Source organism: Acidobacteriota bacterium (assembly GCA_016703965.1).
Taxonomy (GTDB): Bacteria; Acidobacteriota; Blastocatellia; order Pyrinomonadales; family Pyrinomonadaceae; genus OLB17.
Window position 1 is genome coordinate 1 of sequence record JADJBB010000009.1, and the last position, 22281, is coordinate 22281.

The following is a 22281-nucleotide window of genomic DNA, read 5'->3' on the forward strand; positions in this document are numbered from 1 at the left end:
GTCGCGATAGACCTTTCCCAATCCACGGATTTCGGATAGGCGGCCTGATTTGTTATGGCTTCAAGTCCCCAGGCGTTCGTCGTCGATGCGACGAGAGCGCCAAAGCCGGCAGCAGTGATCCTTGCCATAAATTCGCGTCTAGAAATTTCTTTTTTCATATCATTCCTCGTTATTGCTCAACTACTTAACACTTAACGAACGTATAGGTCACGATCGATTCGATCTCAGCCTGCGTCAGCAGCGTCTGATCGGCGATGGGTTTGCAAATCCCTGCATCACCGTTTCGCTTCGTCCGCGTTTTATCATTTCGACCAGAAAGGTGTCTGAAACACTAGAAAGAAAGGCCTTGTTGGCCAAAGCCGGGCCGTCGCCACCGACGGCGTTCTTTCCGTGACAACCTGAGCAATTTGAGGCAAAAAAGTGTCGCTCCGAGATTCCCGTCGCCCATTGCCCCATCTCCGGTCGGGGGTCCGGCAGTGCCTGAACGTTTCCTCCGAGCCCACGAATGTACGCGATGACAGACCGCAGCTCATCATCATTAAATCCATTCACACGATCGCCCCACGGAAGCATCGGACGCCCCGGACGCCCATTTCGTATCGTTTGGAAGAGAAAATCGTCAGAGGCGAGCTGGAGGAACTCCGGACTCGTTATCGACGGATTCGGAACAAGGCCCGGGAACCGGGTTCCACGTCCGTCTGCCGCGTGACAACTTGAACACACCGCCGTGAAAATGGTCTCACCATCCTTAGCAAACTCGCGTTCGCCGAAACGCATTGCCCGCACGCGATCCTTCGGAAGATAGACATCAGGCAATGTGCGCCGTCGGAGCGAGAGTGTATAAAGCGTCAGCAGGTCGATCTGGTTATCAGACAACCCAAGTACGGGCATCTGCGATCCCGCGACCGTGGACGCAGGTGAACGGAAATGCTGGACGACCCAGTTGGTTAAAGTGTGATCGCCCGGAACCTTAGTGAAATTCAGTTGATTCGGATCTTTGTAACCCGAGAGGGATAGATTGACGCCCGCGTCACCGCCAAAACTTCCGACGGTATGACAACCAGCGCACCCGACCGAATTGAACTGCGCCTTTGCTTCGATCAGTTTCGGCGCACCCATTTGGGTGTCGAGAAAGATCTTCAGAGCCGAGCGGTCTGCCTCGGCTACCTCACGAAATGAGGTTTTCCAGGCCGGGTCCGTCGCCTGCTGAGACTTTTGCAGGTGAGCCGCATACCATTCGGCGTTGTAGCCTTTCAGGCCGACATGTGACAGGTCGGGGCCTTCCATTCCCGTCACATTGCCGCCCGGACGCAGCGTGCCTCCGCGGCCGTCGAGACGATGACACGCGTAACAGTCGAGCCTTTCAAACGTCTTGCGGGCACTTTCGAGGGTCGGCAGATTGGGAACATTCAGCGGCGTGTGACAGGTTCCGCAACTCGCGTAGGCATACTTCGAGGGCAGCATCGGCTCGGTCCAGAAGTGAACATTACCGTGAGCATCGTCTTTCTCAGTTGCTTGTCCCTGTCCACCATGACAGGTCGTGCAGCCGATCTCGGTCGGGGAATGGACGACTGGCTTGTGGGCTGCTTCTACCTTTGATCGGACGTGATCTGCTCGCCGGATGCCATCCCGACATGACAAGTGACGCAGCGGTCCGTTACTTTGAGCTGCGGATTCACTATCTGGCGAAGTCGCAGATCGATCGGGCCTTCAGTGGTCTTGGCGTTCCCCTGAATGCTGTGCCAGTCCTTCATAAAGTTCTCTGACACGGCAGCCGCAGCCAGGAGCAAAAAGACCCCGATACTTGAAACCATCAACAAATATTTATTCTTGTTCATTGCGTCAATGGCCTCCCCAATCAGATGGCGACCAGAAGAAATCCCAGTTCGGCCCGCGGAAATATGTACCGATCACGGTCAACACAATGAAACCGCATAGAAAGCACGTAAACAGGGCCAGTGCACCTGCACGAGTCGAGTTGTATCTTCGAACGGCCCATATCGAATACGTCGCGTAGATCGCCGTCAGGACAGTCCCGGGATTGATGAACGTAATAAAAAGTTGGGGAATGTTAGGGAACCACTCGCGAAGCCAGCCGAACTTAATGGCAAACGCCTCGACAAGTATCGACGCGGCAAAACCCACCACGACGGACCACTTCACGAGTTTCCGGCCGCCCGGACCGCCAAACCATTCGCCTGTTCCTTCCTTTTCACGGTCGAGAAATGGGATCAGACCCAAGCCGATCACGCACAGCATCGGAATACCTATGCCACCCATGAATGCCGAGAACGATACGATCTCCTGGAGCCCAAGAAAGTACCACGGGGCCTTTGCCGGATTCTCGGGAACGAGCGGATTTGCCAGTTCTTTTAACGGAGCATCAGGAAACGAAAGCCAACCCGACGCAGATGAGAGTTGTCAGCATCAACACGCCAAGCTCGGCGTAGAAAAGGTGCGGCATTGACGGAACCGTGTGTTCCGGGCCGCTCCCGACGGCAGGCGTTTTGCCCTTCACGACGGCGGCTAGGTGATATGTTTTCGTCGGAGCATCCGTAAAGACCGGATAGAATTCTTTGGCTTCCTGGCCAACCAGTTCATCGGCATTCGCCGGTTTTGCGAGCCCACCATCCTTGCGTATTCGCCAGAAATGCACCGCCATCAACATAACAAGAGTCAGTGGCAAGATCATTACGTGAAGCAGATAGAATCTGATCAACGCCTCTTCGCCGACCTTGTCAGACCCAAGCAATATTTCACGCTGCAGGCTGCCGATATCTGCCCAAGCCGTGATCCCAAGTGCGTCGGTGATCTCTCGAGGACTCTGCGCGATATTAAGCCGATCGTGATCGCCCAATATGCGAGTTGATCCCAAGGAAGCAGATAACCCGTAAACGACAGGCCCAGTGTTGTGACTAGCAACCCCCAGCCAATGAACCAGTTGAATTCCCTCGGTTTTCGGTACGAAGCGGTGTAGAACGCCCTTGCCATGTGCAGTATCACGGCGACCACCATCACGTTAGCGGCCCAGCGGTGAATGTTCCGCATAAACCGGCCAGTAGGTACAATGAAATGAATGTCCTTGATCGATTGATAGGCTACGTCCGGATACGGCTTGTAGTAGAACATCAGCAGGATGCCGGTGACCAGAGTTATCAGAAATGCCGCAGTCGTCATTATGCCGAGACCCATGGTCGTGCTCCAACGCAGGCTCCAGAGATGGGTGCGAACCGAATGAAGATGCAGGAAGACGTTGCCGAAGATAAACGACGACCGCGTGCGATCGGTCTTTGGCGGACCGCCGCGAAACATCGCCCGATAAACGTGATTAGGGATGCCCCGCAGATTGATCCAGAATTCGTGTAATGCTGAATAGCCTTCTGCTTTCATGGTCTACACCTTTGTTCCAGTTTTTACAGTTGCTTCCTCGTCGATCGTAAGAAGAGCTCCGTTTTTGAGACCTTAAGCCAAGGTAGCGGTGTCGGAGCAGGCCCTTTTCTTACAGTTCCATCTTTCTGAAAGCCCGACCCGTGGCAGGGACAGTCAAACCCGGCGGCGCTCGTCTTAACGATGCATCCCAAATGCGTGCAAACGGTCGAGATAGCAAATACGCCATCAGCATCGCGAAAGACCGCAACGTTTCGCCCCGGCGGTACGAACGCTTCGCCCTCCGGATGGGTGTCCGGTAACGCCACATTAAATTTCTTTGCTGGAGAAGCCGACACGGCTGCCTTTGGAAGTTTCAGCATTCCGAAGATCGAGAGTGCAAATGCCGCCGCCATCGAACCCAGAGCGGCGAGCCCCAGAAAATCCCTCCGCGGCATCGGTTCCGGATCAAAACGTGATTTCTTTTCACTCGGATGTGTCGTCATAAAGAACTCCAATTTGTTGAAAATGTGACTCGTTCCATCGAGATGGCATCGACCGGGCAGCGGATTGCGCAGAGAGCACAGCGAATACAGCGGTCCTCGTCTTTCAGGATCGCCGAGTTCTCAGTCAGATCTGCGTCCTCTCCAAGTGAGGCACCTATCATCGAGTCGACCTCGGTATCGAACTCAAGCTTATCGAGCGAGATCAGCTTCAAACATTCGGTTGGGCAAACGTCCGCGCAGCCACCACACAGCACACACCGGCTGCCATCAAACACCGGCGTTACTCCACAATCTAGGCAGCGTGACGCCTCGAGCATGGCCTCTTCACGGCTGTAGCCGATCTCAACGACGTTTTCGGGATGCTTGAGCCGCTCGGCCGGTTCGATCGTTGGCACCTCAACGCGGCGGATCGATTCGTAGCCGCGTTCACGCCGGTATCGGTCAAGAACGACATGTGTTTTGACCAATTCATGCTCGAGAGCATTACCGGTCAGGTATTGATAAACGGAACGCGCTGCTGCCTTGCCGGACGCGACGGCGTCGATCAGCAAACGCGTTCCGTGAGCGAGATCACCGGCGACAAAGACGCCCTTTGCAGTGGTCTGCAGCGTGATGGGGTCAACCTTGAGCCAGTCGCCTCGCATTCGCTCAACGTCCTGTCCGCCGTCCTCCAAAAATGAAAGGGCTGGTGCTTGGCCAACAGCGAGAAGGACGGTGTCGCAGGGAATTAATTTCTTTTTCATCATCATCGTAGAGCGGTGAGAATTTTGATCTTCGTCGTAGACCCGCAAGCATTTGCGAAACGCGACGCCGGTGACTCTGCCTTTTTCGTCGCGAACTACCTCCGTCGGTCCCCAGCCGTTGCTTCGCTTAATCCCTTCTTCGTCGCCCTCAACGATCTCGATCGTGTCCGCGGGCATTTCTTCCGCACCTTCAAGCGAGATCAGATGTACATTCGCAGTCTCGAAAAGCCTCGCGGCCGTACGTGCCGTATCAAAAGCTATCTGGCGAACGACCGACCTGGCGACGTCATAGGCAACGTTTCCACCCCCGATGACTACGATCTCGCGGCCCATATCGAGGTCTTCGCCAAGTGAGACAGCTCGAAGCAGATCGACGCCTCCGACAACGCCCGGGCCATCCTCACCAGTCAAGCCAAGGCCGCGGGATGATTTGGCACCGACCGCTATGATTACCGCCGCAAAATCCTCGCGGAGCTCGGCAAAAGCAATGTCTTCACCAACTTTTACTCCGCACCTGATCTCAACGCCGAGTGCCTCGATAACGGCAATTTCTTTTTCGATCAGTTCACGAGGCAAGCGATACGCCGGAACCCCGACCGCGAGCATTCCGGCTGCAACAGGCTCGATCTCAAAGACGACCGGCTTAAATCCCAGTAGAGCCAGGTCGCGAGCGGCGGAGAGTCCCGCCGGGCCAGCTCCGATGATCGCGATCTTTTGGCTATCACCTTTTTCGATCGAACTGTTGGTCGCGGATCTTAAGAGAGCCGCCATCTCCTCAGCATCTGCGGCGACGGGCGGGATAAAATTCCTGATCGAGTCCAATACTTCACTCGTCGGTCTCGCCTCCGGCCCGAAGTGGTCACATGCAAATCGCTTGAGCGCACGAATTGCGATCGGCCGGTCCTGTCCGACGAACATGCCGTCGTCATTTACTTTGGGGATTTTTCCGCGGCGACAGGCGATCTCGCAAGGGGCTCCGCAGATGCGCCCGCAGATCGAGGCAAAGGGATTGGGACCACGGGCAATTAGGTATGCTTCTTCAAACCTTCCATCGGCGATTGCCCGAACATACCCGCGTGCGTCCGTATGAACGGGACACGCCACTTGGCACGAGATCAGGTTTTGATGGTAGTTCGCGTCGGGGACGTGAACATTTAGCCGCATCATAGTATTCGTTGTCACAAAATGTGTAAAACTTCTGGAATGCTATGCCGGTTGCAGTGCTCAGAATATGACTTAAGTCATATTCTGACTAATATTTTTAGCCGCCGATCGAACTCATCGAACGCGAGGAATACTCGAATGTAGGGGACCCAATGGTATGGCCGAATGTTTTTCTTGCGACAGCAAAACGAATAAGGTCGGCGACTTCGGTTCGCGATCCGCCGCTTCTAAGCAAACCTCGTACATCATATTCTTCACTCGAGAACAGACACGTTCTGATATACCCATCGGCCGTCAGTCGAATTCGCGAACATTCGCCGCAAAAGGCATTTGTGACGGGAGCGATCAGACCGATCTCGCCGCCTGTGCCGTCAGCAAAGCGATACCTCCACGCTGTCTCACCTCTGCGAGACGTGTTTATAAGGATTATTGGAAAGGCCGAGTTTATTTTTTCCCGGATCTCGGCAGCTGAGACGAGATGTTTTCGATCCCAGATATGCCCGCTATCGAGGGGCATGAATTCGATGAATCTGACGGTTAAACTGTTTCTTCTTGCAAATCGAGCAAGGTCGACGATCTCATCGTCGTTTCGGCCCCGGATGATAACAGCGTTGACCTTTATATTAGGATAACCGACAGATCGTGCGGCCTCGATCGAGTCGAGCACGTCAGAGAGTTTGTCGGAGCCCGTAATTGAGCGAAAAGTGCCTGGTTTCAGACTGTCCAGCGAGAAGGTTATCCGGTTTAGACCACTTGATCGTAGCTCGGCAGCTTTATTTGCGAAGCTACTGCCGTTCGTGATCATCGCGAGTTCTTGAAGTCCAAGGGGTTTAAGGCATGCAAGTTGAGCTATAAGTACCCCAAGGCCCTTCCTGACCATTGGTTCGCCGCCGGTCAGTCGTATCTTTTCAATACCCAAGGAGACGAACACCTCGCAGATAGAGCGTATCTCGTCGAAGGTCAGAAGATCCGGATCATTTGAGGTGCAAGGATCAGGATCGCAATAGAAACATCGAAAATTACAGCGATCCGTCACTGATACGCGCAGATCCTTGATTTTTCGATTGAAGGAATCAAACAACATTTCCTGTTATTCCGCCGCTGTTCTTAGTATGAGCCTACTTACGGTCTTGACTCTACTTGCGGTGCCGTTTGCCAATCTCCTTGGCCGAAGTTCTATTTCGGTTCTCGTTCGACAACATTAAAGGTCTCACTCTGCACGGCGAGAAAACATGATCTGCGTCATACTGCCGCAATCGGGTGAACGATATATTCAATTGGTCGTACTACACGCGGAAAAATTGTGAGCGACCAAGTTGATCCAGTAGAGGTATTCATATGCATCTCAAGTTCTTAAAGTTCGTACTTATAGCAGCAATAGCGTCCATTCTCAGCCTTACAGTCGTTGCCCAGACGCCCGGTGGCACACCGTCGGCAGATGAGATGAGTGCTCGTGTAAAGCAACTGGAAAGTGAGGTTGAAACAATGCGGCGCGAAATGGCTGAGCTGAAGGCGTTGCTCGGGAAGAACGCGTCAGCTAAGCCAGTCGATTCGCCGGCAAAGCCGGATACTAGGCCAGCGGATGTTGCGAAAACAGATGTAAAACAAGCTCCGCAACCGAAAAAAGATCTGGGTGTCGATGTCGGATCCGCGCGCATCACCCCATACGGGACGATCTACTTCAATGCGTTTGGAAACAGCGGTGGAACTAATAATGCGGATGTTCCGCTATTTGCAACGCCAACCGGTAGCGGAAATGTAAGTGCGAGCGTCCGCCAAACCCGCTTGGGGGCGAGGGTCGAGGGGGCTAAGGTTGGTAACGCGCGGCTCTCGGCGATTCTCGAAGCCGATTTCTTCGGTGGTTTTCCATCGGTTGGGATCGGCGAGAACTTTGGCGTTGTCAGGTTGCGACTCGCAAACGCCAGGCTCGACTGGGAGAAGACTTCTGTAACAGTTGGACAGGACTGGATGGTTTTCGCTCCCGTTAATCCGACTTCGCTCGCGGCCGTGGCGATACCGCAGATGGCCGGAGCGGGAAATAATTGGGCGCGGCTGCCTCAGATCAAAATCGAAAGAAAGATCACGCCGAACATAACCTGGCAAGGAGCCGTACTTGCGCCGCAGACTGGCGACTTTGCGACAAACGCCGCGTTCTTTATCCAGCCGACGAGTGGAGCGGCATCGCGTGTTCCATTTCTACAAAGCCGGATCGCGTTCAGCGGGAAAAATTGGCTTGGCAGCAAAAAGTCAGGAGCGATAGGATTTTCAGGACACTACGGAAGATCGCGCGTCTTTACGGGTGCGGCCAATGTTAGAAATGACATCGACACATACGGTGTTGCCGCCGACTGGAATTTTCCGCTTGCAAAACGAATCGGTGTCTCCGGGGAAGCGTTTTTTGGCAAAAACCTCGGCGGCTTTCAGGCCGGCGTCTTTCAAAGTTACAACAATGATTTTGCCTTTAGCCAGGGCGTCGCTTCGACCGCCGGTGGCGTTCGTGCGATCAGGACGCGCGGCGGATGGACTCAGATCGGTTTGACTCCGCCGACACTGAACGATCGATTGACTTTTTATGGAACTATTGGAATTGACGACCCTGAAAATCGAGACCTGACCAGCGTCACACGTCGCGACTGGCGTACTCGTAATCTGGCATTTGCCGGCGAGGCGATCTTTAAGTGGACTCCACAATTTTCGATCGCCCTTGAGCTTCGTCGCTTTTACACGACTTATCTATTCAGCGGAGCGCAGCATGCAAATCACGTAAACCTCGGAGCCTCGTATTCGTTCTAATAGTAGGAGTTTATGGACGGCTTTATACTCGCCGGCGGATCAAGCACACGTATTTGGGAATACAAAGCAAAACTGGTTCTTGAAGAAGTCCGGTTCATTTATCGCGCCGTTAAGGCGGTATCCGGGGGCGAGCGACAGCGGGTAGTAATTGTCGGTGGCAACATCGTACGATATGAAAGATATTGCCGAACTAGCCGAGAGCCGGGTCCATATCCCTCGTACTATTTCACGTCAAACCCCTTATCATCTGGTACCGCCAACTCGACAAAAGAGGAAGAAATCAAACCCGGCCCCTGTTCCGGGAACGCGCGTTAGAGGCAAACGTAACTTCGGCCTTCTGGAGGTGAGTGAACTGCCAGCAATAAGAAATTGTAACTCTGAACGATGGATCGGCAGTAATAATGTTCAGATTGACGACAACTCCAAACGCAGATTCTCTTGGATCTGCGTTTTCCACGATTCGGTGACCTTGGCGGCTTCGGCAAAATACGGCCATTTTTCCACTGCCTTTCGGACCTCAGCGACGATCGACTTTGCACGACCGCGTTTAAGCGAAACCGCCTCGGCGCATGCCTTAAAATCATTCATCGAAAAACCATCCCGTTTGCCGTTCATGGTCATCTGGTGACTCGATGTCCATACTCCAGACGGATTAAAGCTGTATGCCACATCAAACGCGGGGGCAAGAGACCATTTGCCCTCTTTGCCCATTAGAAAAGCGATATTCTTGACATGATCGTCCTGATTTCTCGCAAGGATGTTAAATGCCATCCGACGAAACATCTGCTCAATAGCGGATGTCGGGAGTTTAAGTTGACGCATGATCAGCATGGCTTGCTCGTAGCTATACGCGCCGGCATTGTTGAAGTCAAAATGAGCCAGGCCGCTTAATGAAAGCATGTGCAGCCTTTCGCCGTTCTCGAGACGGTCGAATCGCTTGGTCATGAAATGCCTTCTGCCGTTTTCTTCGAGTAAGCGGCATTCGTTCATCTGTATTTCTGCCTCGAGTGCCATTAGATAGTAGGCATACTCGATTGCTCCATAGCCCTGAGGATCGGCAAGTTCTTTGTCCCGATTTCCGGTGACTCCGTCGAACTTCAATAACCAATATTCAAATCCGTCGCCGGCTTTTCCTTGCCCAGACCTAACTTCATTGGTTTTCCGATTCCACGCGATCACCGCTTTCGCCCGGGCACCACCTGCGGAGGTTCCTACGCGAAGGATATCTCTGAGAGAATCAGGATCGTCAAAGTTAGTATCAAGATTGCTTCGTTGGTTCAAAACGTCCGAAGCCAGATTGACTAAAGCGTCAAGCTCGATCTTCCGAGAGGCCATCTCCTTTGGGCCCGTGCTCGGGAAAAATTCAAGGGCACCCATACCGCGTGAGCCCGTATAGCAGAGCCTTTCCACCGCATTAAAACTATCAGCGGACCGGCCTTGCGTTGCGAGCCAAGCATCAATGAGTGCGTTGCCAAACTTATCCGGTAGCGAATCAGCCAGCAAACCCGGCAAGCCGTGAAAGGTCACTAGTGGCAACTCCGGGAATACGTATATTGATCCAGTGAGCGGCATCACAATCGGTGAGACCTCGATGCCGCTTTTCATGAACTCTGGTGTGTACTCAAAGACAGCCACATCGTTGCGATCCTCAAGCGAAACAGCCCCGATGGTGCGTCCCCACAGCTTGACCTCAGCCAACGTTGTCATGACTCATCTCCCCAACTCCAGCCCGTCCCTTTCGAGCTTCGTAGTTCTTTCGAGGAGGCCCGTCGTCGTTTTTTCCCTTGAAGTTTCAGTTGAGCTATTGGGCTTGAAACAGGTTCTGGGAAAAGGACTTCTAAGCGCTGCTGTAATCCTAATGAGCGCAGGAGCCGAATTAGGCTTGTAACTTGTACCGATTCGCCTGCCTCTAGCCGTTCAACGGTTCGCTTAGACACGCCCGCTTGCTCCGCAAGATTTGCTTGGGTGAAGTTCTGATTCAATCGAATCATTGCAACACGTTCTCCGATTTCTTTAAGTATCGCTTGATCGGTCGTGTTTGTGTCGAATCTCATAATACGTCAATTATGGCGAGTAACTATGGTAATGTCAATATATATCGGCAATTATGGCGAGTAAAGTGCAACGCATCTTCAGGAGTATGATATCGTCATTAATAATGAGTTAGGACCGATTTTAGCGGCAGCTCGCCAATTTCGGCGAAGTGTAGCAGATATTCGACTATCTGGTTTCTGACTGAGATTATGTGGAAACCGGATCGCCAACTGGAAGTGTCTTTTCTTTGGTGGTCAGGGCACGATGACCTCCAGATACTTGGCTAGTACCGATTCAAGCTCAAGTTCTCTTGCTGCTTTTGCAAGTTTTGCTTCCGTAGTTCTTCTTGTTGCAAGAGCTCCTCTGGCGGCCTTTATGGCTGTTCGTTCACCTACCTTTGTGATGAATTTAAGAGCCTCTAGTGCCGCCCTTTCGACTGTGACGATTCGATAGCCCTTTTCATCTATGATCTGTTTGTCGAGGCTTGTTTTTGTTCGAATCAGTCTATAACCATTTTCTCGGGTTCTTTTCTCCGGAGGGACCATCATCCATATTTCTCCCGGAACCTGCTCGGCAAGGTTGTAATGATATAGAGCTGAAAGACCACCGATTGCTGAACCGGGCCCAAACTTTGAATATGCGATCTGGAATCCTACATCTTTATCGAGCGACGTCTTCGGATGAAGGTAGATTCCACGATCAAGACGAACGAGGTCCTTTGCAGCGACAAGCCTGGATATGTCTTGCTGACTAATTCCCGCAGCCTTGCCCTGAGCCAGTGTAAATACCCCAAGTTTTTTTAACTTTAGTACCTGATCCTTACCCACCATTAAAGTATTGTGGTGCAAAGTGACATTTGTCAATGAATAATGCCGCGATGCACCAATCTGAGAAAGGTTGGCAGTTCAGACAACATCGCGCAAATATATAAAAGAGCGGTAGGCGAGAGGGGCAAAAGTAGTGAAAACCGGATACCAATTTATTGGTGTGTTAATAAGCCAGAATGACTTAGGAGATGGGGTTTCGTCACATTTGTTTCCCGAAAATGTCGCAAAACACTAAAAGGAAAAATTAGTGTTTATTCTCGATCAGAATGTGTTATTTTGTTGTTCTCGCCAGTGTTATTTATCGACGTTCTAAGTGGGGAATAATCTTGGTAAGTTGGTTGCAAGATGGTTGCACTTTTCCCGACGCATACCTACTTAAAGCTTATAAGCGACAAGCAAGTTGCCGATTTTGATTGGTTTTGAGCGATTGTGAGAACTTGCGATTAACCCTCAGGTTGGTTGGGGTGCGAGAGGTCGTGAGTTCAAATCTCGCCGTCCCGACCATTACGACAAAATAGCCCGCAGTTCATCACTGATCTGCGGGCTTTTTCTTTTCGTTAAGGTATTTAATCCAACGAGGGTTTGCTTTCGCGGTGTGAGGTTCATCCGTGACGGACGGCGGATACATTTTTTCGCGCCGCGCGACACAATGTACAGGGTTTTGAAAAACTATAGCCGCGATAATAACGATCAGAAGCACGGCGACAAATGGCCCGACTGAGAAGGAGCCGTCGGAAAGGCCGTTGATCTTCTTAAAATGAACAAATGCCTCATCGAGCCAGAAAGCCTCACAACGGCCAGTACGGCGAAATAGACGAATGTTATCCACATTGCCCAGGCACGGCCACCGGTCCCCTGGCGGCGTTTCCGGCCAGGAACCAATATAGCGGTCGTTAGCCAAAGGGCGGTCCATGCGAAACCGGCATGATATTCATATCCCGCGGCGGCCTGAGCGGGAATACCGATACTCTGCAGCCAACTCCAGGAATAAAAAGAAAAAAAGGCCATCACGACGAGCGAGAGGCCAAGCAAGGCGAGGTAAAGTTTGCTCCACATACCGCACGTTTTTAGCACAGAATTCACGCAAAAACAAAAATGCCGCCGAAATATCCTTCCGGCGGCAAAATGAGCAGTAATAATTGAACCTTTATTCTGGCTTTATGGTCATGTATATCGTGCGGCCGCGACTCGTAATGAGCAGCAGGATCGGTTTGTTTCCCGCACTGTCGAGAGCCGATTTGACGTCGGATATCGACCTCACGGCTTTTCGATTTATCTCGACGATCAGGTCGCCTCTCGAGATGCCCGCCTCAGCCGCCGGCCCGTCAGGATTGACGTCCGTGACGACCAACCCTTCGGCACCTGCGTCGAGGTCGAGTTGTTTAGCCGTATCAGCCGTAAGTGGCTCAAGGCTGAGGCCGAGTTTACCGCTTTGATTTTGCGGGATTATTTCGTCTTCGCCGTCCTCACGGCCCGGGCCGGTGTTTTGCCGTCACGCAGGCTGAATTCGTCCAGTGTGGCCCCTCAGCTCGGTCACACTTCCATCGCGAACCACGGTGAGTTTTATCTCGGTTCCCGGAAGCGTGCCGGCGACCTTGTTGCGAAGCACGTTGCCGTCCTCGATCTTTTCGCCGTTGATCGCGGTAATTATGTCCCGCGTTTAACGCCCGCTTTTTTCGGCCGCACTTCCCTTGTCCACTTCGCTGACAAGTACGCCACTTTTATCCTTTAATTCCAAGGCTTCAGCGGCTTCATCCGTGATAGTTTGAAGTCGGATGCCGAGCTTTCGACGCACCTTGCCGTCTTTCAGAAGCTGGTCCATGACTGATTTTGCCATGTTTGACGGGATCGAGAACGCGATCCCGATGTTACCGCCGCCGGCCGCCGGGCGACAGGATCTGGGGAATTGATGCCGATCAATTCACCGTTAAGATTTACGAGAGCTCCCCCCGAATTACCGCGGTTGATCGGTGCATCCGTTTGCAGAAAATCCTCAAAACTCTGGCCGTCGCTGAGGCCAGTTTGGCGGCCTTTTGCCGAGATAATGCCGGCGGTAACGGTTTGTCCGATACCGAGCGGATTGCCGATCGCGAGGACGATATCGCCGACCCTGACGCTGTCGGAATTTCCGAGGGTCAGGAAGGGCAGATTTGCGGCTTCGATCTTTAGAACGGCAAGATCGCTTGGTTGATCCGATCCGACGACCTTTGCGTCAAAAGATCTATTGTCACTCATTAGGACCTTGATCTTATCGGCCCCTTCGACTACGTGATAGTTCGTGATGATTGTCCCGTTGGCTTCGACAACAACGCCGGAACCGAGTCCCCGTTCGACCTGAGGACGCTGATTTGGCTGGGATCTGAAACTGTCTGAAAAAATCATCTCCACCGCGAACCTGCGGTTGCTTTCTGTTTGTGATCAGCCTCGATACGAACCACGGCGGGCGAGGTTTATCGACGACATCGGCGTAGGACGTCCTGTTGCCGTCAACGACGAGCGGAGCAGCCGGGGCGACTGGTTGGCTCGCCGGAGGGGCCTCTACTCCATCTAAAAGGCCGGTTTTGCATCCCGCAACAAGCGAGCCTGACGCAAATAGTGCAATTACAAATAATTTCTTAATACTCATTGAACGATACTCAAAAAAAAACGAGTGATAAAATCGTTTCTACAATTGTCTGCCAAAAGCGATAATAGTGGTTTGCGAAGGGAACGAGAATGTTGTTCCGGAAAAAATGATCTCACGGTTTGAAGGTTTTCTGCGTCCCCGACTTTGAATGTGTGATGCTTTTTCCAACGCGGAGGACGCAGAGAAAGACGCGGAGTCCGCTGAGAGATCTATAAGATCAAACGTTTCCTCCAAACAATATGCCCGGCCTATAACCATCTTTAATACAACGAGTTAACACTGTAAAGATAAAGTGGTAAATGAATATCAAAAGGACAATGGATATTGAGATCCATTGTCCTTCTTAGTCCAAAAAATACGTATATTCTTACGGAACATCGATATTCATTTCACGGCCCGAAAAACTGAAGGTCGGCCGCTGCGACTTGCCCATAGGTATTCGCGGCGGTTTGCGAGAGAAGCAGTGATGATCATTGGGCGCGATCGACGGGTCGCACGGTACGTAATATGCCGTGGTAGCCCCCCGCACCAATTTGCCAAAGATGTGTGTGATTACCACCATACGAAAGGTGTCCGAATATCAAGCGGGGCCGTATCGGGGTCGCGATAGAGATCGCGTATTTGTCGCCGCGCCCGTTGTTCGCGTGATGTAAGACGAAAGCTCGGTCACAGTTGCAGATTCTGGCTGCCATGCTCCGAAGGCAGATGATACCGGAATGACGGGTTTTGTGCGCGATGTTCATCATTTCCATCGTGTCCTGGGTCGTGTCGAACATGATCTGGATCTTCTTCTCAAATTTCGCCCGCGCAATGCCGACGGCGATCTCCGAACCCGGCAGATCAGGGCAGAATACGGGAATTCGCGATTTGAAAGCTGACGTGAGAATGCCGTCTTCGTGGGCGATCTCCGAAAGTTCACGGCCGAGAAGGTGAAGGAATTCGCGGATAGAGTATGGGCGGCTTAGTTCGAGCTGGTTGATCACGCTGCCGATCCATTCGTCAGCTTCCTGATATTCCTCGCGATTTGCCATTACATCGCCGAGTCTCAAGACATCGGAACCTTCGAGTTCTTCGTCGCTCACGCTCGGGTGGGCCCCTGGAAATGATTGCGGCCGAGGATCTCGTGAATGTCGTGATAAAGCACCGTTCCCGACATCGCAATGACGTCGACGAAGCGGTTCTTAATGACGTAAGCGAGCAAACGACGCATTCCCGACGTGATCAGATTGCCTGATCCGCAAGGGTATATCGTCGAATTGTCATCAGCATATCAGGCCAGATGCGATGGGCTTCGGCGAGTTGTTTTGCTTGAAGCCGGCTCCTTCCATCTTTTCCAAAAGGCCTGCGACCGAGCGGTCACGATCGATCGGTACCGGACGTGTCGGAACCGTCAAAAATTTCGAGGCCTTTCTTTTCATTGAGCTACCATAGTTGTTGTCCACCAATAATTTATTATTTTTTGAAACGCTGGGGTAGCCCCATAAATAACCTTTTTGATAATATATCCGTCTTCGCCAATGAAGACGTGTGCTTCGTGCGGAACGCCAAAAAGATTATGGTTGTTGCCCATAACCTCCTGATACGCCCCGACCAACATCATTGCTAAGTAATATGGCTCATTTTTGACGAGCTTATGCAATTCCAACACGGGCTTTACGTCATGTGCAGATCCACGAACTTATCTACAATCCCATCGGAATCACAGGTTATATCACAAAGCGTAGCATATTCTGTCGGCTTTTTGTTGAGTTTATGTATTGGGATGATCGGAAATAGTTGTTCGAGTGCCCAATTATCAGGCATCGAGCGAAAAACTGAGAAATTTGCGAGGGTATTTTGCACACATTAACTGGCGCAGCTCGTCAAATTCCTCGGCGACATATTTCTTTAATTGGGCATATTTGTCGGCTTCCTCGCAGATATCCCAGAAAAGGACCTCACCTTTTCCTTTCGCTTCAAGAAATGAGTCCGAGGTTGAACATCGTGAACAGTTCATCGCGGTACTCGATCGCATCGTGATAATACTCGCGGTAATTCTTTGCGTTTATGGTCTCGCGAAGGTCGTGAAGTTCCTTGACCGTTGGCGGGTCGTCGGCATTCATGGTCATTGGAACCAGGCTCTCGACAACCGTCTCGATCTCGTCCTGAATATTTGTTACCAGGATCGCGTGATAGGCGGACAAGTATCGTCCTGATTCCTGGATGATCGTCGGATGTGACACATTCTCGTCGTCACAAACTGTCTTGATCACATAGATCACGTCGTTGGCGAACTCCCGTGCGTTGTAATTAGCCGACGATTCGAATGACGTTCGCGAGCCGTCGTAATCTACCGCCATTCCCCCCCGCCAACGTCGAGATATTTGATCGGAATGCCCATTTTTGCTGATCTTGGCGTAGGTCCGAGCGGCTTCCTTCATTGCGTTTTTGATGCTTGATATCGGTGAGCTGTGAGCCGATGTGGAAATGAAGAAGTTGGAGCATCTCGACGCGGCCGGCTTACTGCAGACGTCTTATAACCTCCAGGATCTCGGTTATCGTCAGGCCAAATTTGGCAGCCTCGCCACGGATTTTTCCCACTTGCCGGAGCCTTTTGAGTAAAGCTTTACGCGAACGCCAAGTGTGGGGAGCTCCGCATTTGGGTTCTCGGCCTGCATTTTGTCGGCAATGTCGAGGTGTGTGGTCGAGTTCGCTGAGTTTTTCAATGACGATCACCACATTCTTGCCTGCGGATGCGCCGGCAAAAGCGAGCTGAATAAAGTCACGATCCTTGAAGCCATTTAATACGAGCAGACTGTCTTTTTGCCTGTTCCAATCCAAGAGCAGCATAAAGCTCAGCTTTTGAACCGGCTTCGAGGCCAAAACTGTAACGTGTTCCTTCGCGTAGATATTCTTCGATCACCGCCCGATTCGAATTGACCTTCATCGGGAAGACACAAAGATGGCCGCCCTCGTATTCAAATTCCTTGATCGATTTGCGAAATGCTGTCTGGAGCTTACGGATCTGGCCAAATATAAGTTGGGGAAAACGCAAAAGTATCGGCGTGTTTACACCGCGTTTGCGTAGATCTTCGACGATCTCTTTTACATCGGCCAAGTCAGGGTTCTCATTTTCAGGGCCCGAACGATAAGATTGCCCTTTACGGTTCACGCCAAAATAATCGGCTCCCCAATTATCAATACCGTACGTTTCCGATGCTCTGGTCAATTACTGCGCTCAATTCTTACCGCTCCGTGAAACCTTGGAATAAAAACATTATGCAACAAAAATTTATAGCTTAGTAAAAATCTGTAAAAAACAAAATGCATCCGCAAAAATAAAGATTCCCGATCCACTAAGGTGATGCGGATTCAATACGTTCCTTTGGCATAACGCTTGCAAAGGTGACGGGTGGAAAAGAGGCATAAACGCCAAATACCGCGTAAAAATATGGGAAACGCTATTGATTTGACGATTTTGTAGTGGCAGTTGCCGTATCTTGTCAAAGAATAGGTGCCAAAAATGTCAGTTGTCGCGGTTTAAGCGAAATTACGAGGTGTGTAAATGAGGAAAAAGGTGAATCTGGATTTTCGATCATAGAACTTTGTTAGTGGTTGCAGTGGTCGGCATTATCGCGGCGATAGCCGTACCGCATTGCAGAAGGCGGTCAGGGCGGCTGAGAACGGAAATACGTTTTTCAATGATGCGGACCGTCTCATCCACGCAGGTAAATTTCTATTCGCTCAACAGCCGCTTCGGGCGTCTTAACGAGATCAACAATATCTTGTCCAGCAGCATCGGCACACAGATCGGCGATGAAATAGTTCGTGAAAATTTACATTCGCTTATGGCTCCGGCGGTTCCGACCGATGCGGAGTTGCGAAATGGCTACACGATAACCGCCACACGCAACGTTCTTAATGAAGGTGTGGTCTACGTTTACGAGGTGACCCAAGCCGGTGAAATTCGACAAGTTCTTCCTTAAATCCGCGTTTCCCTCCCAATTCCAAAACTATCCTGCCCCGATAGGTAACTAATCATGAATGTCTTCGAAGACCTTATTGTTGAACTCAAACAAGAGAATCTGCTCGAGCAAACCGTAATGGACGACCAACGACGCGGACAGGCGGATGACGTCCTGCTCGATGGCCCCGAAGTGCCTAACCGAGCCGATGAGTTGCGCTTGAATCTAGTTGTGCCGCCATCGCCCTCAGTCGGGAGGGAAACTGTCAATAGACCAGAGGTCGAGAGGTATGACACGCACCTTCACGACACCGATGAACCAGCCGTAAAAGAGGCCGAATCTAGAGAGCCGTTAGTATTAAAGGCTGAAGCCACACTGCCCAAAAAACCCAGAAACGGCCAGGAATTTTACCGTAAGCGGGCGTCCGGCGAGGTGTCAAATCTCCAGATGGTCGAGCACGTTTTAACGGGAGTCGAGCGCGAATTACGAAGATCGTGCCGAATCCGTTCGAGGACTTCAAAGCGAAGATGGCCCTAAATGCCTTCTTGCACGTCACGGAAAATGAAAATTCGGTAGCTCACCAGGAGGCCGAGTTTGAGTTGATGACCGAGACGGAAAAGTGGTGCACCGCTCTCGCGAGCGGATCGAAACATTCCGTGTGTCCAGCCTCAGGCATTATTGTGAAAGATCGCGGCCTCCGCTGTCGTCACAGGCTTTGATCGCCCTCGCACGTTATTACCGCAATCTTCCATATTCGCAAACTGTTCGCTCGAAATTTGATTTTATCATTACCCGTTTGTTTTCGCGTCCGGCTGAGAATGAGAAGCGCGTATGCCTTTTTGGCCGTGACGAAACGCTTGCACATATCAACACGCTGTATCGAGAGTGGTCGAGCATCGCATTATACGGGGCTAACGACGACACCGACTCAAATGTTCTGCTGACCGCCCTCAGTTTTGAGGATCTAGCTATCGAGGCAGAGAATGCGGGCAATTTTGACCAGTTGATCGCAAAGGATTTCTTTGGACGGCTTCGGGCATTTAAGGAAAGCATTAGCGAGACCTTTACGCTCCAAAACGTCCTGGCGGCGGCTATTGAGGCGAACGTCCGTATCGGTAACGCCTACGTGACGCTGATCGAGGAGCGCGCCAAAGCGGATGCCGAGAGCATTCAGAACAAATACGGCGATCATCATGACGAATCCGTGTCGGTCGGGGCCGCACGGACACTTGAACTCATGGATCTGCTGCGTTCTCCCCTCAACCCTGACAAGCTGGCTGAAGAGGTTCACGACGAGCCGCATATTGAAGCACCTGAAACACTTGCGGCGGCCCCAGAACCGGAAAGACCAAAAGCGGCGAAGGTGCGATCACCGTTCTTCGGTAATCTCCGTGAGAAAGCCTTTTCCATCAACAGGTGGCTGTTGGCGACTTCGCTTCTCCTGATCGCCGCATCGTTTGGTTTATATGTCTATTCAAACTTTTTCCTCACCGAAAGTGTCGCCCCGACCGGCGTGAGGACGGTTCAGTTCGAAGACTCTTCGTACGCGGAATATATTACAACAGCGCGGGTCAGCGGTGAGACGCTTTACGGTATCCTTTCGCCGACATGGGAAACGCTGCCAAAGGAAAAGCGTCAGGACCTTCTGCTGAAGATCTATCAGGCAGGGAAGGACAAGGGATACGCGCAGGTCAATTTGTTAAGTAAAGACGGCAAGATCGCAGCATTTGCCTCGTCAACCAGATTAGATATAGTTGATGACTAGATCCGGATAAATTCAAAAGGGCCGTCCGAAAACGTAGGTTTCGGACGGCTTTTTTGTTCAGAAAGTCAGGGTTAAATTAGAATTCGAGACCTGCGGGCTTGTTGTGCATGCCCTTTCGATTCTTAAATTTATCCTCGAAATTCTTCCTCGTTGTTTCCGCCTTTGCCTTTTGCTCGTCGGTGAGGATCGCAAAGACCTGGGCCTTCGCTTTCTCCTTTTCAACGATCATTTTAGCGGTAATATTGCCCTGTTCGGCCGCGAGAGCCTCGACCTGCGCCTGATCGAATTTGCCATCCGTGCCGAGGACGCGGATCTTTTCGTGGGTGTCCCGCTTCTGCTGCATCAGAGGCTCAACGGCCGTTCGACTCGATCCCATGATCTCCTTTACCTTGGCTTTTTGTTCGTCTGTCAGGTCAAGGCCGCGAAGTGCCATCCCGACCCCGCCGCGATGGCCGCGGCCGGGACCGGATCCGTGCCCGTCTTTGTTCGTCTTCTGAGCGATGACAAAGATCGAAGCGGTAACCAGCAAGCTGCTGCGATTAATCCAAAATAACTTTTTCATGATGAACTCCTTATGTATCATTCCAAATATCGGCATCCTTTATCCGCCGTCGCTATGTCTAACGAAACCACGAAGGCCGTGAATGTAGTCAAACGTTGGGATGTGTAAGAGTATAAAAACCGTCCCCACTCGGATCGATTATGACGTAGAATGCAAATTGTATGGATAAGATCCTGATAATCGACGACGATGAGGAGCTTTGCGAACTGGTGTCGGAATATCTGACGGTCGAAGGCTTTGAGATCGCGTGCGTCAACGACAGGGCAACCGGATTGGAGCGGGCTTTGTCCGGTGATTACGATATGGCCATCCTGGATGTGATGCCAAAGATGAACGGATTTGACGTACTGCGTAATCTGCGTGAGCAGTCAAAACTGCCCGTAATTATGCTTACGGCCCGCGGCGGACGATATGGAGCGGATCGTTGGGCTCGAGATCGGTGCGGACGATTATTTGCCGAAACCCTTTAATCCCAGGGAACTCGCGGCTCGTTTACGGGCGATATTACGGCGGGCGGTTGTCGATGATGATCCCGAAGCGAGCGAAAAACTCGATATAGACGGTATCCAGATCTCACCAGCGTCTCGGATCGCAACCTGTGACGGGAAGGGAATGAATCTGACGTCGGTCGAATTCGAACTCTTGCTCGGAATTGCTCAAAGAAGCGGGGCAAGATCGTTAAAAAGAGGATCTCAGCGAAAAAGTGCTTGGCGCAAGCTCTCGCCGTATGACCGGAGCCTCGATATGCATATCAGCAACCTCCGTAAAAGTTGGGTGACAGGGCGGACGGAACCGAACGCATCAAGACGATACGCTCGGTCGGCTATATTTACACGTTGGTATGAAATTATTCCTAAAGATATTCTTGTGGTTTCTCGCCGCGGTCGCTTTGATGGTCGGCGTTCTGATGTTTGTGACTCGTACCTTTCAAACAGAGCCTATGGTTAGTCGTTTCGAACGCAGCACCCGAAACCAGTTAACCGTTTACGGCGGTACCGCCTCGCAAATAGTTAGTGCCGAAGGGGAAGCGGGCCTGCGTACTTTCCTCAATCGCCTAAAGAATCTTGAGCCGCCCCGGCATGTAAGCTTGGTTGCTGGCGATGGCAACCTTTGGTTTGGCGACCAGATCGATGCTCAGGAATTGTTGAGCTTGTTGATCGGACGATGGCGAGTGGACAGGTCGAAACAGATTTTTCGGCGGAGGAACGAACATTGGGTGCGGCGCCGGTTAATTTTCCGGATGGTAGGCGGCTGATCCTTGTCTTTCAGTGGGAACGCCAGGCTCCGCCATCTCTTTTCTGGGGATCGACAACACGCAAATCCGGCTCGGCGGCATTTTGCTGAACTCGGGATCGTGCTCTGCCGTTGCTGGCCATGTAGCTTACCTTCGCCGATCCAGCTCCGCGAAGCGACAAATAAACTCGCGGATGGAAATCTCGAAACCCGTGTCATTCCCAGCCTCGGACGTCGGCGTGACGAGATCGGCGATCTGGCGCGCGACTTCGACGTAATGGCCGAACGTATTGATCGCTAATCACGACACAGCAGCGTCTCAACAGCGACATTTCACACGAACTTCGATCGCCACTGGCTCGGCTCAATGTCGCCCTGGAGATAGCAAAACAGAAATCAAACCCCGATAGTGCACCTTTCCTCGACCGTATCGAAACCGAATCGACGCGGCTTAACGAAATGATCTCGCGTTTGCTGACACTTGCTAAGCTCGAAAGCGGTGCTGAGGGAGATCGAACGGGTCCAGCTGGATTTTGCCGAACTTGATTCGGGACACCGCCGATGCCGATTTGAGGCAGAGGCTAAAGGAAATTTGTCGAGGTCTCATCCGCCGACAGCTGTCCGGTCGTTGGAAGGCGAGAATCTGCTGCGAAGCGGTCGAGAATGTCCTTAGAAATGCCGTTCGTTACACGGCCGACCGGACGGTCGTGGAAGTGTC

The 22281-nt window shown here is 51.8% G+C and carries 30 protein-coding genes and 2 pseudogenes; 8 read left to right on the forward strand and 24 right to left on the reverse strand.

The features are described from left to right. The 8 genes and pseudogenes from IPG22_06010 to moaA form a co-directional block, all read right to left on the reverse strand. Nucleotides 1-158, reverse strand: a 158-nt coding sequence (locus IPG22_06010) for a twin-arginine translocation signal domain-containing protein (protein MBK6587854.1), incomplete at its 3' end; no start/stop codon positions are given. 76 nt (nucleotides 159-234) lie between these two features. Further along, nucleotides 235-1641 (reverse strand): c-type cytochrome, encoded by a 1407-nt coding sequence (locus tag IPG22_06015; GenBank protein MBK6587855.1) that lies wholly within the window; start codon nucleotides 1639-1641, stop codon nucleotides 235-237. Next, nucleotides 1590-1838: a hypothetical protein gene (locus IPG22_06020; GenBank protein ID MBK6587856.1), complete on the reverse strand. Its 249-nt coding sequence runs from the start codon at nucleotides 1836-1838 to the stop codon at nucleotides 1590-1592. The genes IPG22_06015 and IPG22_06020 overlap by 52 nt, the downstream gene beginning before the upstream one ends. A gap of 4 nt (nucleotides 1839-1842) precedes the next feature. Further along, a complete protein-coding gene (locus IPG22_06025) occupies nucleotides 1843-2280 on the reverse strand; it encodes a hypothetical protein (protein ID MBK6587857.1) in 438 nt (145 codons plus the stop codon). 103 nt (nucleotides 2281-2383) lie between these two features. Beyond that, nucleotides 2384-3390 (reverse strand): annotated as a pseudogene (locus IPG22_06030) (cytochrome b N-terminal domain-containing protein). 23 nt (nucleotides 3391-3413) lie between these two features. Then, nucleotides 3414-3872, reverse strand: coding sequence for a Rieske 2Fe-2S domain-containing protein (locus tag IPG22_06035; GenBank protein ID MBK6587858.1), 459 nt, complete (start codon nucleotides 3870-3872; stop codon nucleotides 3414-3416). After that, nucleotides 3869-5797, reverse strand: a complete 1929-nt coding sequence (locus IPG22_06040) for an FAD-dependent oxidoreductase (protein MBK6587859.1) — start codon at nucleotides 5795-5797, stop codon at nucleotides 3869-3871. Before IPG22_06040 ends, IPG22_06035 begins: the two co-directional genes overlap by 4 nt. A gap of 79 nt (nucleotides 5798-5876) precedes the next feature. Further along, a complete protein-coding gene (moaA, locus tag IPG22_06045) occupies nucleotides 5877-6863 on the reverse strand; it encodes a GTP 3',8-cyclase MoaA (protein MBK6587860.1) in 987 nt (328 codons plus the stop codon). Between the two features lie 254 nt (nucleotides 6864-7117). On the opposite strand from moaA, the gene IPG22_06050 reads away from it, so the two are divergent. Continuing rightward, nucleotides 7118-8572: a hypothetical protein gene (locus tag IPG22_06050; protein ID MBK6587861.1), complete on the forward strand. Its 1455-nt coding sequence runs from the start codon at nucleotides 7118-7120 to the stop codon at nucleotides 8570-8572. Nucleotides 8573-8977: 405 nt separating this feature from the next. Here the strand turns inward: IPG22_06050 and IPG22_06055 are convergent, their stop codons facing one another. The 14 genes from IPG22_06055 to IPG22_06120 all read right to left on the reverse strand — a co-directional run bounded on the left by IPG22_06055 (nucleotide 8978) and on the right by IPG22_06120 (nucleotide 17267). After that, nucleotides 8978-10279 (reverse strand): type II toxin-antitoxin system HipA family toxin, encoded by a 1302-nt coding sequence (locus tag IPG22_06055; protein MBK6587862.1) that lies wholly within the window; start codon nucleotides 10277-10279, stop codon nucleotides 8978-8980. Then, nucleotides 10276-10626 carry a helix-turn-helix domain-containing protein gene (locus IPG22_06060; protein ID MBK6587863.1) on the reverse strand — a complete coding sequence of 117 codons (351 nt, stop codon included), beginning with the start codon at nucleotides 10624-10626 and terminating at the stop codon, nucleotides 10276-10278. The genes IPG22_06055 and IPG22_06060 overlap by 4 nt, the downstream gene beginning before the upstream one ends. 234 nt (nucleotides 10627-10860) lie before the next feature. After that, nucleotides 10861-11436, reverse strand: coding sequence for a type IV toxin-antitoxin system AbiEi family antitoxin domain-containing protein (locus IPG22_06065; protein MBK6587864.1), 576 nt, complete (start codon nucleotides 11434-11436; stop codon nucleotides 10861-10863). 687 nt (nucleotides 11437-12123) lie between these two features. Beyond that, the gene (locus tag IPG22_06070) at nucleotides 12124-12489 is read right to left on the reverse strand and encodes a hypothetical protein (GenBank protein MBK6587865.1); all 366 of its coding nucleotides are present in this window, start codon (nucleotides 12487-12489) and stop codon (nucleotides 12124-12126) included. 91 nt (nucleotides 12490-12580) lie between these two features. After that, nucleotides 12581-12883, reverse strand: a complete 303-nt coding sequence (locus IPG22_06075) for a PDZ domain-containing protein (GenBank protein MBK6587866.1) — start codon at nucleotides 12881-12883, stop codon at nucleotides 12581-12583. 42 nt (nucleotides 12884-12925) lie between these two features. Then, nucleotides 12926-13084, reverse strand: coding sequence for a PDZ domain-containing protein (locus tag IPG22_06080; protein ID MBK6587867.1), 159 nt, complete (start codon nucleotides 13082-13084; stop codon nucleotides 12926-12928). Between the two features lie 9 nt (nucleotides 13085-13093). Next, nucleotides 13094-13255, reverse strand: coding sequence for a hypothetical protein (locus IPG22_06085; GenBank protein ID MBK6587868.1), 162 nt, complete (start codon nucleotides 13253-13255; stop codon nucleotides 13094-13096). Continuing rightward, the gene (locus IPG22_06090) at nucleotides 13240-13815 is read right to left on the reverse strand and encodes a trypsin-like peptidase domain-containing protein (GenBank protein MBK6587869.1); all 576 of its coding nucleotides are present in this window, start codon (nucleotides 13813-13815) and stop codon (nucleotides 13240-13242) included. Before IPG22_06090 ends, IPG22_06085 begins: the two co-directional genes overlap by 16 nt. A 714-nt stretch (nucleotides 13816-14529) precedes the next feature. Continuing rightward, entirely contained in the window at nucleotides 14530-15141 is a 612-nt protein-coding gene (locus IPG22_06095; GenBank protein MBK6587870.1) for a deoxyhypusine synthase family protein, read from the reverse strand. Continuing rightward, complete coding sequence (locus IPG22_06100) at nucleotides 15138-15308, reverse strand: deoxyhypusine synthase family protein (protein ID MBK6587871.1); 171 nt, start codon at nucleotides 15306-15308, stop codon at nucleotides 15138-15140. Before IPG22_06100 ends, IPG22_06095 begins: the two co-directional genes overlap by 4 nt. Before the next feature lie 13 nt (nucleotides 15309-15321). Continuing rightward, on the reverse strand, nucleotides 15322-15477 hold the full coding sequence (locus IPG22_06105; GenBank protein ID MBK6587872.1) for a hypothetical protein: 156 nt from the start codon (nucleotides 15475-15477) through the stop codon (nucleotides 15322-15324). 537 nt (nucleotides 15478-16014) lie between these two features. Next, on the reverse strand, nucleotides 16015-16479 hold the full coding sequence (locus IPG22_06110; GenBank protein MBK6587873.1) for a hypothetical protein: 465 nt from the start codon (nucleotides 16477-16479) through the stop codon (nucleotides 16015-16017). A gap of 120 nt (nucleotides 16480-16599) precedes the next feature. Continuing rightward, on the reverse strand, nucleotides 16600-16764 hold the full coding sequence (locus IPG22_06115; protein MBK6587874.1) for a hypothetical protein: 165 nt from the start codon (nucleotides 16762-16764) through the stop codon (nucleotides 16600-16602). Between the two features lie 56 nt (nucleotides 16765-16820). After that, on the reverse strand, nucleotides 16821-17267 hold the full coding sequence (locus IPG22_06120) for a hypothetical protein (GenBank protein MBK6587875.1): 447 nt from the start codon (nucleotides 17265-17267) through the stop codon (nucleotides 16821-16823). 472 nt (nucleotides 17268-17739) lie between these two features. Between IPG22_06120 and IPG22_06125 the strand changes: the two genes are divergently transcribed. The 3 genes from IPG22_06125 (at nucleotide 17740) to IPG22_06135 (ending at nucleotide 19768) form a co-directional block, all read left to right on the forward strand. Then, on the forward strand, nucleotides 17740-18024 hold the full coding sequence (locus IPG22_06125; protein MBK6587876.1) for a hypothetical protein: 285 nt from the start codon (nucleotides 17740-17742) through the stop codon (nucleotides 18022-18024). A gap of 54 nt (nucleotides 18025-18078) precedes the next feature. Further along, on the forward strand, nucleotides 18079-18540 hold the full coding sequence (locus tag IPG22_06130; GenBank protein MBK6587877.1) for a hypothetical protein: 462 nt from the start codon (nucleotides 18079-18081) through the stop codon (nucleotides 18538-18540). Nucleotides 18541-18625: 85 nt separating this feature from the next. Next, nucleotides 18626-19768: a hypothetical protein gene (locus IPG22_06135; GenBank protein ID MBK6587878.1), complete on the forward strand. Its 1143-nt coding sequence runs from the start codon at nucleotides 18626-18628 to the stop codon at nucleotides 19766-19768. Between the two features lie 76 nt (nucleotides 19769-19844). Here IPG22_06135 and IPG22_06140 read toward each other — a convergent pair whose 3' ends face one another. Next, nucleotides 19845-20330: a Spy/CpxP family protein refolding chaperone gene (locus tag IPG22_06140; protein MBK6587879.1), complete on the reverse strand. Its 486-nt coding sequence runs from the start codon at nucleotides 20328-20330 to the stop codon at nucleotides 19845-19847. 161 nt (nucleotides 20331-20491) lie between these two features. Between IPG22_06140 and IPG22_06145 the strand changes: the two are divergent. From IPG22_06145 to IPG22_06160, 4 genes and pseudogenes are all read left to right on the forward strand, one after another. Continuing rightward, nucleotides 20492-21175: pseudogene (locus IPG22_06145) on the forward strand (response regulator). Between the two features lie 265 nt (nucleotides 21176-21440). Continuing rightward, entirely contained in the window at nucleotides 21441-21674 is a 234-nt protein-coding gene (locus tag IPG22_06150; protein ID MBK6587880.1) for a hypothetical protein, read from the forward strand. A gap of 10 nt (nucleotides 21675-21684) precedes the next feature. Continuing rightward, nucleotides 21685-21864 (forward strand): HAMP domain-containing protein, encoded by a 180-nt coding sequence (locus tag IPG22_06155; GenBank protein ID MBK6587881.1) that lies wholly within the window; start codon nucleotides 21685-21687, stop codon nucleotides 21862-21864. Continuing rightward, nucleotides 21864-22109, forward strand: coding sequence for a hypothetical protein (locus IPG22_06160; GenBank protein ID MBK6587882.1), 246 nt, complete (start codon nucleotides 21864-21866; stop codon nucleotides 22107-22109). The genes IPG22_06155 and IPG22_06160 overlap by 1 nt, the downstream gene beginning before the upstream one ends. Nucleotides 22110-22144: 35 nt before the next feature. On the opposite strand, the gene IPG22_06165 is transcribed toward IPG22_06160, so the two are convergent. Then, on the reverse strand, nucleotides 22145-22281 hold a 137-nt coding region (locus tag IPG22_06165), incomplete at its 5' end, for a hypothetical protein (GenBank protein ID MBK6587883.1).

Coding starts and splice junctions, on each gene's coding strand:
- IPG22_06020 (MBK6587856.1), bottom strand. CDS start 1,838: ATGAACAAGAATAAATATTTGTTGATGGTTTCAAGTATCGGGGTCTTT.
- IPG22_06025 (MBK6587857.1), bottom strand. CDS start 2,280: ATGGGTGGCATAGGTATTCCGATGCTGTGCGTGATCGGCTTGGGTCTG.
- IPG22_06035 (MBK6587858.1), bottom strand. CDS start 3,872: ATGACGACACATCCGAGTGAAAAGAAATCACGTTTTGATCCGGAACCG.
- moaA (MBK6587860.1), bottom strand. CDS start 6,863: ATGTTGTTTGATTCCTTCAATCGAAAAATCAAGGATCTGCGCGTATCA.
- IPG22_06050 (MBK6587861.1), top strand. CDS start 7,118: ATGCATCTCAAGTTCTTAAAGTTCGTACTTATAGCAGCAATAGCGTCC.
- IPG22_06055 (MBK6587862.1), bottom strand. CDS start 10,279: ATGACAACGTTGGCTGAGGTCAAGCTGTGGGGACGCACCATCGGGGCT.
- IPG22_06060 (MBK6587863.1), bottom strand. CDS start 10,626: ATGAGATTCGACACAAACACGACCGATCAAGCGATACTTAAAGAAATC.
- IPG22_06065 (MBK6587864.1), bottom strand. CDS start 11,436: ATGGTGGGTAAGGATCAGGTACTAAAGTTAAAAAAACTTGGGGTATTT.
- IPG22_06070 (MBK6587865.1), bottom strand. CDS start 12,489: ATGTGGAGCAAACTTTACCTCGCCTTGCTTGGCCTCTCGCTCGTCGTG.
- IPG22_06085 (MBK6587868.1), bottom strand. CDS start 13,255: ATGGACCAGCTTCTGAAAGACGGCAAGGTGCGTCGAAAGCTCGGCATC.
- IPG22_06090 (MBK6587869.1), bottom strand. CDS start 13,815: ATGATTTTTTCAGACAGTTTCAGATCCCAGCCAAATCAGCGTCCTCAG.
- IPG22_06105 (MBK6587872.1), bottom strand. CDS start 15,477: ATGAAAAGAAAGGCCTCGAAATTTTTGACGGTTCCGACACGTCCGGTA.
- IPG22_06110 (MBK6587873.1), bottom strand. CDS start 16,479: ATGAAGGAAGCCGCTCGGACCTACGCCAAGATCAGCAAAAATGGGCAT.
- IPG22_06125 (MBK6587876.1), top strand. CDS start 17,740: ATGATGCGGACCGTCTCATCCACGCAGGTAAATTTCTATTCGCTCAAC.
- IPG22_06130 (MBK6587877.1), top strand. CDS start 18,079: ATGAATGTCTTCGAAGACCTTATTGTTGAACTCAAACAAGAGAATCTG.
- IPG22_06140 (MBK6587879.1), bottom strand. CDS start 20,330: ATGAAAAAGTTATTTTGGATTAATCGCAGCAGCTTGCTGGTTACCGCT.